Source organism: Sphingobium sp. D43FB (assembly GCF_002312805.1).
Classification (GTDB): Bacteria; Pseudomonadota; Alphaproteobacteria; order Sphingomonadales; family Sphingomonadaceae; genus Sphingobium.
In genome coordinates, this window is sequence record NZ_NMUA01000001.1 from 111898 (window position 1) to 125893 (window position 13996).

The following is a 13996-nucleotide window of genomic DNA, read 5'->3' on the forward strand; positions in this document are numbered from 1 at the left end:
GCCCGCCCACATCCCCTGTCGCGCCACTGTCGCGTCACCGTTACCCAACTGTCGCGTCACAGGCGCGAACCTGTCGCGTCACCGTCGCGTCGCGGCGGCTTCGCCGTCGCAATTCGCCCGAATCCTCCCCGAAAATCACGCCTGCGACACTGTGAACTTCGCCCTGTCGCGTCGCTGTAACCCCACCCACATCCCTGCTTGCCGCCCCCCAAGCAAATCCATCGCTTGCCTGCGCGCCGTCACCGCCTATCTCTCCTCAAACACGAATCGCAGCCGGAAAGCCCCGTTCATGACCGCCACCCACTCGACCCGCATGCTCATCCTTGGTTCCGGCCCCGCCGGCCTGTCCGCCGCCATCTATGGTGCGCGCGCTGGCCTCGCGCCGATCGTGGTGCAGGGGATGCAGCCGGGCGGTCAGCTCACCATCACCACCGATGTCGAAAATTATCCGGGCTTCAAGGATGTGATCCAGGGACCATGGCTGATGGAACAGATGCAGGCGCAGGCCGAGCATGTCGGCGCCAAGATGATGTATGACCAGATCGTCGATGTCGACCTGTCGCAGCGTCCCTTCCGCCTGACCGGCGATGGCGGCATCGTCTATGTCGCCGACACGCTCGTCATCTGCACCGGCGCGCAGGCGAAATGGCTGGGCGTCGAGGGCGAGGAGCATCTCCAGGGCAAGGGCGTGTCCGCCTGCGCCACCTGCGACGGCTTCTTCTATCGCGGCAAGAAGGTGGTGGTGATCGGCGGCGGCAACACCGCGGTCGAAGAAGCGCTCTACCTCACCAACCACAGCCATGACGTCACCCTGATCCACCGCCGCGACACGCTGCGCGCCGAAAAGATCCTGCAGGAACGGCTGTTCGCCCATCCGAGCATCAAGATACTGTGGAACAAGGCGGTCGACAAATTCGTCGGCGGCGGCACGCCCGAAGGGCTGGTCGGCGTCGATCTCATCGACACGGTCACCGGCGAGCGGTCGCACGAACCCACCGACGGCGGCTTCGTCGCCATCGGCCATCACCCCGCGACCGAATTGTTCACGGGCAAGCTGCCAATGGACGAAGGCTATCTGCTGGTCGACAAGGGCACCACCCACACCGCCATCCCCGGCGTCTTCGCCGCGGGTGACGTCACCGACAAAATCTACCGCCAGGCCGTGACCGCCGCCGGCATGGGCTGCATGGCCGCGCTAGATGTTGAGAAATTCCTGGCCGAAGCGGACTTCGAAGCGATGGCGGAGGCGTAATTGAAATTAGCCCCTCCCCTTCAGGGGAGGGGTTGGGGTGGGGGCTATCCTCAGCCCGCCACCTTACCCCGCGCAAAGGCCACCAGCGACCCGAATGTCTCGAACGTATCGCCGTCGATATCGTCATCCTCGATCAGGATATCGAAGCGATCCTCCATCTCGGTCAGCAGCCCCGCGACCGCCATGGAATCCAGTTCAGGCAGCGCGCCGAACAGCGGCGTGTCCGCCTCGAACGCATCGACCCGCTCCTGGGACAGGCCCAGAACGTCGCGAAGCAGCGTCCGCGTCAGGGTGTCGATGGTATCGGCCTGACCGACCGGCGAAGGATGATTGGCCCGCATAAGGGCGCTTTCCTAGTCATTCATGCCCTATCCGACAAGCGCGGAAATCGCCGTCCGCGCCGCCGGGAGCCAGCTCGACGCAAAGCGGGGATTGAAGGCGTCGATCCGGTGCAGTGCGATCCGCTCCTCCATCCAGTCGGCCTTATAGCCATTGTCGCCGGTGCCATAGTCGATCAATTCGACCCGATCCTGGTCGATGGCCTGCGCAAACATGGCATGGCTCAACAATGTACCAGGCGACCCGGCATCGTGGGCGCGATCATGGGAGAGTTTGTGAATGAGGGCAACGCGATGCTCGACCGTCCAATATTGCGTCGCCACCGCCCGCCCGTCGAGCCGCGCAAAGCCCAGCCGCAACGTCCCCGCATCGCTCTCCTGTTCCGCAAGCGCGCGCAGGAAGGCCAGCCCCGGCTCCGCCGCCTTCCAGCTACGATCATGCACATCGACATAGTCCTGCCACAGATCGTCGGTCAGCCGGTCGCTGATCGACAGTACATAAGGACTGTTGCGCGCCTTGCGCCGCACCAGCGTCCGCAACCGCCCCGGCCGCGCCGCCCAATAGGTCGCGAAATCCCGTCCCGCCGGGCGCAGCAGATAGCGCCCTCCCATCGGCCGCGACAGCGCAAACCAGCCCGCCCGCCGCAAGCTGGTAAGCAACGCGCCGCCATCTTCCAGCGGATAGAAATCGATCTGGCTATTGCCCACCAACAAATGGCGCGCCAGCGCATCGAGCAGCCGACGCTGTTGCACCGCGTCGGGGTCGCCCACAAATATCGGCGCCCAGGCAAAACTATACCAATTGGCCAGCGCCGACACCCGCCGCGCTTCCGGCTGCATCAGGACTATCCACGCCTGCGCGCCCCTCTCTTCCGCCACCAGCACGCGCACCGGCGCGGCGGCAAAGCAATGCTGGTGCAGCAGCGCATACCAGTCGAACCGGTCGAACAGGGAGGGCATGGTGAGGCGATCGGCACGGCCCTGCAGCGCGTGCCCGACTTCGGCCAGGCTGTGATATTCCCTTGTCGTCGGCAACCGACTATCTCCGCAACCAGAAGAGGAACGCTTAGGTGCAAAGTCTGGAAATGGAGTTAAGCCCGACAGGCCCGTCTGCGGACAGCCTGCCGATCGATCATGTCCTGCTGCGTGGCGATCCCCTCCGCCCGGCGCTGGACGGGCGTTCGGGCACTTACACTTTCGCCGAACTGGAAGAAACGCTGGGGCGGCTGGCGGGCTGGATGGCCGGGTTCGGGCTGGAACCGGGCGCGCGCGTCGCGAGCTGGATCGCCAAAGGACCGGTTGCAGCCTTGATGCCGCTCGCCGCGCCACGCGCGGGCCTCGTCCATGTACCAATCAACCCGCTGCTCAAACATGCCCAGGTCGCCCATATCCTGTCCGACAGCGGGGCGGCGATGCTGATCGGCACGGCCGCACGACTCGACAGCCTGTTGCCCGGCGACGTGCCACCCGATTGCCATGTGCATCGGGAGGAAGACGCCGCCTGCGCCATGAGCGGTGGCGACCCGATCGGCCCGTCCGACGCCGCGCCCGATGCGCTGGCCGCCATTCTCTACACCAGTGGATCGACCGGACGTCCCAAGGGCGTGATGCTCAGCCACGCCAATCTTTGGCTGGGTGCGGTTGCGGTGGCCGATTATCTGGGCATGGGCACGAACGACCGGACCGCCTGCGTCCTGCCGTTCAGTTTCGACTATGGCCAGAACCAGCTTTTCTCCACCTGGATCGCGGGCGGCTGCGTCTATCCGCTCGACTATCTGACCCCGCGCGACGTGATGAAGCTGGTCGACCGGCGCGACATCACCACGCTCGCCGGGGTGCCGCCGCTCTGGGTGCAACTGACCGAACTGGACTGGCCACAGGAGGTCGCGGCCAAGCTCAAGCGCCTGACCAACAGCGGCGGCGCGCTGACCCGGCCGCTGGTAGCGAAGCTGCGCGCCCTGTTCCCCCGCGCCGACCTCTATCCCATGTATGGCCTGACCGAGGCCTTCCGCTCCACCTATCTGCCGCCCGCCTTGGTGGACAGCCACCCCGATTCGATGGGCCGTGCGATCCCCTTTACCGAGATACTCGTGCTGCGCCCCGATGGCAGCGTCACGGATGATGATGAGCCGGGCGAACTCGTCCATTGCGGGCCATTGGTGGCGCAGGGCTATTGGCGCGACGCCGCGCGCACCGTCGAACGCTTTAAGCCCGCGCCAACGGCCTCCCGCTATGGCGGCATGGCGGTCTGGTCGGGCGACACGGTGCGGCGCGATGCGCAGGGACTGCTCTATTTCGTCGGTCGCGACGATGCGATGATCAAGTCGGCGGGCAACCGCATCAGCCCGACCGAGATAGAGGAATCCGCCGTCGCCGTCGCCGGTGTCGCCGAAGCGGTGGCGCTGGGGGTGAAGGATGACCGGCTGGGGCAGGTGGTCCGACTGCTGCTACGCGCCGACGATCCGGCAGTCGCGCAGACGGTCGCCGCCCACCTCAAAAGTGAACTGCCCAATTATATGCAGCCACGGGACATCCTTGTGCTGGACGAATTTCCCAGCAATCCCAACGGCAAGACCGATCGAGTCGCCCTCACGCACCAACATGGTGCTCCTGCGAAAGCAGGAGCCTAGGGTGAGGCAGGTGACCTATCGCCCTGGACTCCTGCTTTCGCAGGAGCACATATGAAGCTGAGAGGGTTTTACAGATGAAGCCGATGGGACCGATCCCGCCCTGGTTCGCGGGCGAGGAGGGCATGTTGCTGATCGGCGGCTATGGCGCGGCCAGCCTGGTCGACGAGGCAGGCGACACGCCGCTCTTCGCCTATGACATGGCCATCGTCGAAGCGCAGGTCTGGCGCTTCCGCGCCGCCATGCCGCCCGCCCTGCACCTCCATTATGCGATCAAGGCGAACCCCTACGCCCCGCTGCTCGCGGGCATGGTGGCGCAGGTCGACGGCTTCGATATCGCGTCGGGCGGCGAACTGGACATGGCGCTGGCGGCCGGGATGGACCCGGCGCGGATCAGCTTTGCCGGGCCAGGCAAGCGCAATGACGAACTGGAAGCGGCCATTTTCGCAGGCGTCACGCTGAACCTCGAATCCGAAGGGGAGGGGCGTCGCGCGCTCGCCATCGGCCAGCGGATCGGCAAGACCCCGCGCGTCGCGGTGCGGGTGAACCCGGACTTCCACCTCAAAGGCTCCGGCATGCGGATGGGCGGGGGGGCCAAGCCGTTCGGCGTGGATGCCGATCGCGCGGCGGCGCTTGCCCGCACGATGATTGACGGCGGGGCCGACTGGCGCGGCTGGCACATTTTCGCCGGCTCGCAAAATCTCGATGCCCTGGCGATCATCGAGACGCAGGCTGCCACCCTCGCGCTGGCGGCGCGCCTGTCCGAAGCGGTCGGCGTCGCGCCGCCGCTGGTCAATCTGGGCGGCGGCTTTGGCCTTGCTTACTTTCCCGGCGACGTCCCGCTCGACATCCGCCCCATCGGCGTCGCCCTCGAAAGGGCGCTGGAGGCGCTGCCCGACATCCTCAAACCCACCCATTTCGCGATCGAACTCGGCCGCTGGCTGGTGGGGGAGGCGGGCGTCTATCTGACCCGCGTAATCGACGTAAAGATCAGCCAGGGCGAAACCTTTGTCGTCGTCGATGGGGGCTTGCATCATCAACTCGCCGCCAGCGGCAATTTCGGCACCGTGGTCCGCCGCAACTATCCGATCGCCATCGCCAACCGTTTCGGCGCGGACCCGGCGGCAGAACCCGTGACGGTCGTCGGCTGCCTTTGCACGCCCATTGACCGTCTCGGTGACAAGGTGGCGTTACCCCCGGTGCAGGAAGGCGACCTCATTGCCATCTTCCTTGCAGGGGCCTATGGCGCGTCGGCCAGTCCGACGGCTTTTCTTGGCCATCCAAGTCCTCGTGAAGTTTTACTTGGCTGAATTACTCTGCACATAACTCCTAACGGTATCTTTACCCTTTGACGGCATGAAGAGGTCCGAAGCCCTGTGCTGAACGGCCTTGCCACCCCTCTTTGGCGACCGGTCGCGCAAGGCCGCACAAAGAGGTGAGAATATGCGTTTCCTGTCCGTTTCCAGGCTCCTGATCGGTGCATCCTTGCCCGCCGTCGCCCTGTCGGGCTGCGCCACGGTGCCTGCCGGGCCGCAACTGCCCCCGGCATCCTTCGTGTCGACGCAGGAAGGGCCGGGCGAGGAATATATCATCGGCCCGCTCGATGACCTCACCATCTTCGTGTGGCGCAACCCCGAATTGGGGGCCAAGGTGCAGGTGCGGCCCGACGGGCGCATCACCACGCCGCTGATCACCGACATGCCGGCGGTGGGCAAGACGCCCCGGATGCTCTCGGACGACATCAAGCTGGCGCTGACCAAATATATCGAAAATCCGCTCGTCTCGGTCATCGTCAACAATTTCAGCGGCACCTTCAGCCAACAGGTGCGGATCGTCGGCGCGACCGACAAGCCCGCCTCCATTCCCTATCGCGCCAACATGACCCTGCTCGACGCGATGATCTCGGTCGGTGGCTTGTCCGAATTTGCCGCGGGCAACCGCGCGCGTCTGGTCCGCTTCGACAAGGATAGCGGCAAGCAAAAGGAATATCAGGTCCGCCTGAACGACCTGCTCAAGAAGGGCGACACGCGCGCCAATGTCATGCTCGCCCCCGGCGACGTCATCATCATCCCTGAAAGCATGTTCTGATATGGCCGGTCTGTACGACGAATTGCTGGTCCTGCTCCATGGCATATGGAGCCGCCGCTGGATCGCGCTGGGCGTCGCCTGGGGCGTGGCCATGCTTGGCTGGCTCGGCGTGGCGCTGATACCCAACAGCTATGAGTCCAAGGCGCGGGTCTATGTCAGCACCCAGTCGCTGCTTGAGGACAAGGTCGGCATCACCCAGGTCCAGTCGCAGCAGGAACTGGAGCGCGTGCGCAGCACGCTCGCCAGTGCCGAAAATCTCGAAAAGGTCGTGCGCGAAACCGATCTGTCGCAGGGCGTTTCCGGCCCGCGCGACGTCGCCGCCAAGATCACGACCCTTCGCGAAAATATCACCGTGATGGCGCAGGCCGACCCCAGCATGATCGACATCAGCGCCGTATCGGCCGATTCGAGCCTGTCGGATGGCGCCAACGCCCGCATCGCGCAGCAGGTGGCGCAAAAGCTGATCGACATCTTCCAGGAGGAAAATCTCTCCGGCGACCGCACCCAGACCCGGCAGAGCCTCGCCTTCCTAGACCAGCAAATTGCTGCACGCGGCAAGCAGATGGAGGCCGCTGACCAGCGCCGCGTCGAATTTGCCCAGCGTTATGTCGGGCTGTTGCCCGGCGCAGGCTCCATCAGCCAGCGAATGGACGCCGCCCGGACAGAGATCAACCAGATCGATTCGCAGCTGGTGCAGGCGCAAAGCGCTTTGAGCGCCATGAACGGCCAGCTGGCGGGCACCCCGCAAAGCCTGCCGGGCGTCGGCGCGGCGGGCGGCCCCTCGGCGCTTAGCCAGGCCCAGTCGAACCTTGCCGGGATGCGCGCGCGCGGCTGGACCGCCAATCATCCCGATGTGATCGCGGCCCAGCGCGAAGTCGATGCGCTGCGCCGTCAGGGTGGCGGCGGCAGCGCGGGCGGCGGCGGCACGCCCAATCCCGCCTATCTGTCGATAAAGTCGATGCAGGCCGAACGCGCCGCCACGGTGCAGGCGCTCTCCACCCGCAAGGCACAGCTTCAGGCCGACCTCAACGCCATGATGGCAAAGCAAGTCGACGAACCCGGCATCGCATCGGAGCAAGAAAAGCTCGACCGCGACTATGAAGTGCTCAAGACCCAATATGACAAGCTGCTCGCCGACCGCGAGGAAATCCGCCTGCGTGGCGAGGTGAAGTCGGAAACCGGATCGGTCCAGTTCCGCGTCATCAACCCGCCCAGCGTCCCCACCGCGCCGACTGCGCCCAACCGGCCGCTGCTGCTGCTCGGCGTGCTGATCGTCGGCATTGGTGCTGGCGTCGGCGTCGCCTTCGCCATGGGCCAGCTCAAGGGCACATTCCCCACCGCCGCCCGTCTGGAACGCGCCATCGGCCTGCCGGTCGCCGGATCGATCAGCCAGGCGGTCAGCGCGACGCAGGTTGCCGTCGAAAAGCAGCGGATGAAGTGGTTTGCGGGCGCCAGCGGCGGTCTGGCGGCGGTCTGCCTGCTGCTGATCGTCGTCGAATTTGTCCAGCGTGGCATGGCTTGAGATGTGGGCGTGAAGGAACCAGGAAACATGAACCAGCATAGCCCCATCAAAGGTGGATCGCTGATCGAGCGCGCCACCGAAATCTATGATTTCAGCGCTGCCCTGCGTGGACGCGCCGCGCCTGCGGTCGAAATGCCCGCCGATGCGCCGCCGGTCGCCGAGCCGGTCGCCGTCGCGCCCGCCGCGCTGGCCCCGGTGCCGACGGGCTTCCGCGCCTTGCCCTGGACCGGCCCCATCCAGCCGATCGACCGCATCGCGCTCGCGGAAGCTGGCCTGCTCCAGCCCGACGGCCCCGTCACGGCGATGAGCGAGGAGTTCCGCCTGCTCAAGCGCGACCTGCTTGCGCAGCTACAGGATAATAAGCGCGGCAACCGCATCCTCGTCTGTTCGCCCCATAGCGGCGACGGCAAGAGCTTCTGCGCGATCAACCTGGCGCTCAGCCTCGCGGCCGAAAAGGACCGCGAAATCCTGCTGATCGACGCCGACTTCGGCAAGCCCGGCATCCCCGCAGCGCTGGGCCTCGATGCTGGCCCTGGCCTCATGGACGCGCTCGCCGATCCGATGGTGGCGATCGAGGATTGCGTGATCCGCACCGACATCCCATCCCTGTCGATCCTGCCCGCCGGACAGCGTAGCAATGCGGACACCGAATTTCTGTCCTCCGCGCGCACCGAACAATTGCTCGCGCGCCTGACGGAAGGACGGCCCGACCGCATCCTCGTGTTCGATTCGCCACCGCTGCTCGCGGCCTCGCCCGCCGCCGTGCTGGCCAGCCATGTCGCCATCGCCCTGCTGGTGGTGCGCGCCGACAAGACCAGCGAAGCCGCCGTGCGCGACGCGATCGGTCTGCTCAAGGGCGGGGCGCAGGTGCAGCTTCTGCTAAATGCCGTCCGTTTCACCGGCGGCGGCCGCCGTTTCGGCAGCTATTATGCCAAGGGGGAACCCCGCTCATGACCCGTTTCTGGATCGGCGGCGCATCGCTCGTCGCGCTGGCGACCGCCGCCGCGCCTGCGCTGGCGCAGGATACGGATCGCCGCATGAACGTCACGCCCTATATCGGCATCGATCAGGTCGTGACCGGCCCGCTCAAGGGCGGCGGCGATGTGCTGACTTATACCAATGTCACCGCTGGCCTGACCGCCGAAGTGCAGAACCGCCGCGTCGAGGCGGTGGTCGACGTTCAATATAATCACAGCTTTGGCTGGGGTAGCCAGGCACCGGACCAGGATGTGCTGAGCGGTATCGCCAGCGCGCGCGTCAACCTGGCGCGTGGTCTCTCGCTCAATGCGGGCGGCTTTGCGACGCGGGTGCGAACCGATGGCTTGTCGGGCGCGACCTCGCTCAACGACAATAGCTATACCAGCCAGGTCTATGCCGGTTATGTCGGCCCGTCCTACACGACGCAGGTCGGCGACTTCACCGTCAACGGCTCCTATCAACTGGGCTATGCGCGGGTCGAAGACAGCGTCAATGCCGATTTTGCGGGCGGGCAGGGCGGTTCCTTCGCCGATAGCTGGACGCACAGCCTGTTGGGGTCGGTTGGCTTTGCCCCCGGCACGCTGCTGCCGGTGGGCCTGACCGCCAGCGCAGGCTATAATCGCGAAGACGCCAGCCAGCTCGATCAGCGGTTCGAAAATGCCTGGGGTCGGCTCGATGCCACCCTGCCGGTCTCGCGCACCGTCGCGCTGATCGGCGGCATCGGCTATGAAAAGATCGAGATCAGCCAGCGCTCGCCGCAACGCGCGACCGACGGCACGCCACTCATCCGCAACGGCCGCTATGTCACCGACAAAAGCTCGCCGCGTGCGCTTATCTATAATTTCGACGATATCATCTGGGATGCAGGCGTCCTGTGGCGGCCCAGCCGCCGCACCTCGCTGACCGCGCGCGTGGGTGAACGCTATGGCGGCATGACCTATCAGGGCAGCTTCACCTGGCAGGGTCAGGACAGCAGCTTCGGCGTCATGGTGTTCGACGGCATCGACAGTTTCGGCCGCATGATCATGGCCGATGTCGCCGCCGTTTCGGGCAGCAGCCTCAACGTCGTGCGCAATCCCTTCACCGGCGACCTCACCGGCTGCGCCTTCTCGACCACCGGCGGGGGCCAATGTTTCAACGATTCGCTGTCGGGCATCACCGACGCCAATTTCCGCTATCGCGGCGTCGCGGCGCAATATGCGCTGCGGCGGGGACAATGGGGCTGGGGCCTGGGCGCTGGCTATTCGCAGCGCAAGTTCATCACCCCCCAGGGCCAGAGCGTGCTGATCAGCGGATCGCGCGACGAAAACTGGTATGGTAACGGTTCGGTCAGCTACATGTTCAACGACAGCGACAGCATGGATCTGGTCACCTACATCAACTATTTTGATGCCAGTGGCGATCGGCCGGACGTGCTGAACTTCGGTGCGTTCACCAGCTATTACAAAAGCCTGACCCGGCGCTTGTCGGCATCGGCCTCGGTCGGTGTGGACGGCGTTCAGGCGGACGATTTCGAAACCATCATCAGCGCGTTGGGCCAGGTCGGCCTGCGCTACAGCTTCTAACGGGTCGGCCTGGGGAGACGAAGATATGTACGATCAATTCTACGGTTTGCAGGGTCGCCCGTTCCAGCTGACGCCGGACCCGCATTATTATTTCGAAAGCGCCACCCATCGCAAGGCGCTGTCCTATTTGGGCTATGGCCTGGCGCAGGGTGAAGGCTTCATCGTCATCACCGGCGACATCGGCGCGGGCAAGACCACTTTGGTCGGCCATCTGATGCAGACGATCGACCCTTCGCGTCTCACCGCGGTCAAGATCGTCTCGACCCAGGTGCAGGGCGACGACATGCTGCGCCTCGCCGCGCAGAGCTTCGGCCTCGCGACCGAGGGCATGACCAAGGCGGCGACGCTGCAACAGGTGGAAGCCTATCTCCACATGCAGGCGCGCGCCGGACGGCGCACCCTGCTGATCGTGGACGAGGCGCAGAATCTCGCGGTCTCGGCGATCGAGGAATTGCGGATGCTGTCCAATTTCCAATTGGGCGGCCAGTCGCTGCTGCAGATTTTCCTGCTCGGCCAGCCCGAATTTCGCGACCTGCTCAAATCGCCGCAGCTCGAACAATTGCGCCAGCGGGTCATCGCGACCCATCATCTCGAACCGATGATGGCCAATGAAGTCGAACCCTATGTCATTCACCGCCTGACCGTGGCGGGCTGGGACGGTCGCCCGATCTTCAGCCGCGATGCCTTCGCCGCGCTCTACGCCGCGACCGGCGGCGTGCCGCGCCGCCTGAACGCGCTGGTCAGCCGCGTCCTGCTGATGGGTGCGATCGAGCAGTTGGAAGCGATCGACGCCGATGTGGTGCAGGCGGTCGTCGCCGATATGGGGCTGGACATTGATGTCACGCCAGCGGCGATGACGCCGTCCGCGCTGGACGATGTCGAAGATGTCGAGGGCGATAGCACCCCAATCGTGCCGGAAGTCGAAGCAGAAGGCGAAGCAGACGGGGCAGATGACATCGCACCGCTCGAACTGGAAACAGTCGAAGAAGCGGACGAGATCGTCGCCGAAGTCGAGGAAGAGCAAGATATGATCGACGAGAGCTGGCCCTTGGCCTCCGACACACAGGATGCCGTGATCGAAGACGCGCCGGTCGCGCTCGAAGACAGCCCCGCACAGGATGACGCCACCCTTGGCGACTTCACCTCGCCCTACGACCAGCAGGACTGGTCGATGCAGCGTGCGCCTTTCGCGCCGCCTGTCGGGGTGGAAGCCATCGAAGAGGATGACGATCAGCTCGAAGCCGACGTCGTCGAAGAATTGGCCGACGAACTGGACGCCAAGATCGCCGACCTGCACGAAGCCGAAGCGGAACAGCCCGACACCATCGATGCCCAGGCCGTCGAAACGCTGCGTCACGATATGCTGGGTGAGATCGAAGCCTTGCGCGCCGAAATCGCTTCGCTGCGCGCGGTGCAGGCGCATGTGCCCTTCGTCCCCGCCCAGACGATCGATCCCGAAGCGCTCAAGGACTGCTTCACCCTGATCGAGGAACGCCTGTCCTCGCTGGAATTCCGCGCCGAGGAACAGGACACTGCATTGCGCCGCGTCCTGACCCTGCTGGTCGATTGGGTCGAACGCGAAGATCGCATGGCGGGGGTGACGCAGGACAGCGTCGCCGCCTGACTGCAAGACGCGCTGGGATCACCGGAATGATGCAGAACGCCCTGTCGGTCGATGTCGAGGACTGGTTCCAGGTCGGCGCGTTCGAGCGCACGATCCGTCGCGCCGATTGGGACGGGCTGACTCACCGGGTCGAGGGCAATACCGATGCGGTGCTCGACCTGTTCGCGCAGGCGGACGTCAAGGCGACCTTCTTCACCCTGGGCTGGGTGGCGGAACGCTATCCCGCTTTGATGCGGCGCATCGCCGACGCGGGGCATGAAGTCGCCAGCCATGGCTATGACCATGCCCGCGTCTTCACCTTCACTCCCGAAGCCTTCCGTTCCGATTTGCGCAAGGCGCGCGCCATATTGGAAGATGCCAGCGGTCAGGCCGTAACCGGCTATCGCGCACCGAGCTTCTCGATCGACACGCGCACCCCCTGGGCGCATCCCATCCTGGCGGAGGAAGGCTATCGCTATTCTTCCAGCGTCGCGCCGATCCGGCATGATCATTATGGCTGGCCGGAATCGCCGCGCTTTGCCTGGAAACCCGTGTCGGGGTCCGATCTGGTAGAATTGCCGGTGACGACGGCGAAACTGGGCAATCGCACACTGGCGGCGGGGGGAGGGGGCTTTTTCCGCCTACTCCCCTATGGATTTTCGCGCTGGGCGATCCGGCAAGTCAATCATCAGGCCGGGCGACCCGCGATCATCTATTTCCACCCGTGGGAAATCGACCCGGACCAGCCGCGCGTCGCTGACGCACCGCTGCGCTCGCGCCTGCGCCATTACAGCAACCTGTCCGTCATGGCCGCCAAGCTGCGCCGCCTGACACGCGATTTCGCCTGGACGCGCGTCGATGCGCTGGCCGACGCCGAAGCGGCACGCGCGTCCTGACCATGGGGCAGTCTGCCACCCCCTTCGTCACGATGATCGACCTGTCCGACCCGGAACAGGCGCGGGCGGTTGACGCCTATGTCATGGCCCATGCCGACGGCACCCCCTTTCACCGCCCGGCCTGGTTGCTCGCCGTGCAGGACGGCACCGCCAATCCGGCCCTGCTACTCGCAGCAGTCGGCCCTTCGGGCGGCATCAGCGGCCTGTTGCCGCTGCATCATGTGCGCAGCCGCCTGTTCGGCCAAGCGCTCGTTTCGACCGCCTTCGCCGTCGATGGCGGTATATTGGCGGACAATGATCGCGCCGCCGCAGCCCTCGTCAGGGCGGCGGAAGATCTAGCGCGCGATCGCGGTGGCCTGTCGCTCGAACTGCGCGGCGGCCCGGTGCCCGGCGGAGCCTGGGAACAGCGCGCCGATCAGCATGTCGGCTTCGTCCGGCCGATCGCCGCCGACGACGACGCGGAACTGCGCGCCATACCGCGCAAGCATCGCGCCGAACTGCGCAAGGCGCTGGCGAACCCCGCCTTGGCAATCGACATCGGCCGTAGCCGCCAGCATCTGCGCGACCATTATCGCGTCTACGCCACCAGTGTCCGCAACCTCGGCACCCCGGTCTTCCCCGCGCGCCTGTTCCGCGCCGTGCTGGAGCGGTTCGGCGAGGATGCGGACATATTGATCGTGCGCGATGGCGACCGGCCTGTCTCGGCCGTGCTGACGCTCTATCATCGCGGGCGGGTCATGCCCTATTGGGGCGGGGGCCTCGCCGACGCGCGGCGGCTGCGTTCCAACGAACTCATGTATTATCGCTTGATGGGCCATGGCCGCGCACGCGGCATGACGATGTTCGATTTTGGCCGCTCAAAAGTCGGCAGCGGGCAGGCGGCCTGGAAAAAAAGTTTCGGTTTCGAGCCGCAGCCTCTGGTCTATCATGAATGGGCACCCGATGGCGCGCGGCGCGACGTGAACCCGCATAGCGAAAAATATCAGCGCCGCATCGCGCTGTGGAAACGATTGCCGCTGCCGGTCGCCAATCTGGTCGGTCCGCTCATCGCGCGCGGTTTGGGATGATATCTGGGATATATGCTATGCCGGTCCATGGGGCCGGCTGGGGTCGGGGGGATTAGGACG

The 13996-nt window shown here is 65.3% G+C and carries 12 protein-coding genes; 10 read left to right on the plus strand and 2 right to left on the minus strand.

The genetic code is table 11. The annotated features are described in order from the left end of the window. Nucleotides 1-289 precede the first annotated feature (289 nt). Nucleotides 290-1252 (plus strand): thioredoxin-disulfide reductase, encoded by a 963-nt coding sequence (trxB, locus tag SxD43FB_RS00525; RefSeq protein ID WP_096060543.1) that lies wholly within the window; start codon nucleotides 290-292, stop codon nucleotides 1250-1252. A 50-nt stretch (nucleotides 1253-1302) separates the two neighbouring features. On the opposite strand, the gene SxD43FB_RS00530 is transcribed toward trxB, so the two are convergent. Continuing rightward, entirely contained in the window at nucleotides 1303-1593 is a 291-nt protein-coding gene (locus tag SxD43FB_RS00530; protein ID WP_096060544.1) for an acyl carrier protein, read from the minus strand. A 27-nt stretch (nucleotides 1594-1620) separates the two neighbouring features. Beyond that, complete coding sequence (locus SxD43FB_RS00535; protein ID WP_176482639.1) at nucleotides 1621-2625, minus strand: GNAT family N-acetyltransferase; 1005 nt, start codon at nucleotides 2623-2625, stop codon at nucleotides 1621-1623. A gap of 50 nt (nucleotides 2626-2675) precedes the next feature. Between SxD43FB_RS00535 and SxD43FB_RS00540 the strand changes: the two genes are divergently transcribed. The 9 genes from SxD43FB_RS00540 (at nucleotide 2676) to SxD43FB_RS00580 (ending at nucleotide 13936) form a co-directional block, all read left to right on the plus strand. Beyond that, entirely contained in the window at nucleotides 2676-4220 is a 1545-nt protein-coding gene (locus SxD43FB_RS00540; protein WP_096060545.1) for an acyl-CoA ligase (AMP-forming), exosortase A system-associated, read from the plus strand. Nucleotides 4221-4294: 74 nt separating this feature from the next. Next, entirely contained in the window at nucleotides 4295-5527 is a 1233-nt protein-coding gene (locus tag SxD43FB_RS00545) for a pyridoxal-dependent decarboxylase, exosortase A system-associated (protein WP_096060546.1), read from the plus strand. Nucleotides 5528-5660: 133 nt separating this feature from the next. Then, nucleotides 5661-6305 carry an XrtA/PEP-CTERM system exopolysaccharide export protein gene (locus SxD43FB_RS00550; RefSeq protein ID WP_069064870.1) on the plus strand — a complete coding sequence of 215 codons (645 nt, stop codon included), beginning with the start codon at nucleotides 5661-5663 and terminating at the stop codon, nucleotides 6303-6305. Nucleotide 6306: 1 nt separating this feature from the next. Then, nucleotides 6307-7827, plus strand: a complete 1521-nt coding sequence (locus SxD43FB_RS00555; RefSeq protein WP_096060547.1) for an XrtA system polysaccharide chain length determinant — start codon at nucleotides 6307-6309, stop codon at nucleotides 7825-7827. Between the two features lie 27 nt (nucleotides 7828-7854). Continuing rightward, a complete protein-coding gene (locus SxD43FB_RS00560; RefSeq protein ID WP_096060548.1) occupies nucleotides 7855-8781 on the plus strand; it encodes a P-loop NTPase in 927 nt (308 codons plus the stop codon). Continuing rightward, nucleotides 8778-10370, plus strand: coding sequence for a hypothetical protein (locus SxD43FB_RS00565; protein WP_096060549.1), 1593 nt, complete (start codon nucleotides 8778-8780; stop codon nucleotides 10368-10370). Before SxD43FB_RS00560 ends, SxD43FB_RS00565 begins: the two co-directional genes overlap by 4 nt. A gap of 25 nt (nucleotides 10371-10395) precedes the next feature. Further along, entirely contained in the window at nucleotides 10396-11994 is a 1599-nt protein-coding gene (locus SxD43FB_RS00570; protein WP_096060550.1) for an XrtA/PEP-CTERM system-associated ATPase, read from the plus strand. Nucleotides 11995-12020: 26 nt separating this feature from the next. Next, nucleotides 12021-12869 (plus strand): XrtA system polysaccharide deacetylase, encoded by an 849-nt coding sequence (locus SxD43FB_RS00575; RefSeq protein ID WP_176482640.1) that lies wholly within the window; start codon nucleotides 12021-12023, stop codon nucleotides 12867-12869. Nucleotides 12870-12871: 2 nt separating this feature from the next. Beyond that, nucleotides 12872-13936, plus strand: coding sequence for a FemAB family XrtA/PEP-CTERM system-associated protein (locus SxD43FB_RS00580; protein ID WP_096060551.1), 1065 nt, complete (start codon nucleotides 12872-12874; stop codon nucleotides 13934-13936). Nucleotides 13937-13996 lie beyond the last annotated feature (60 nt).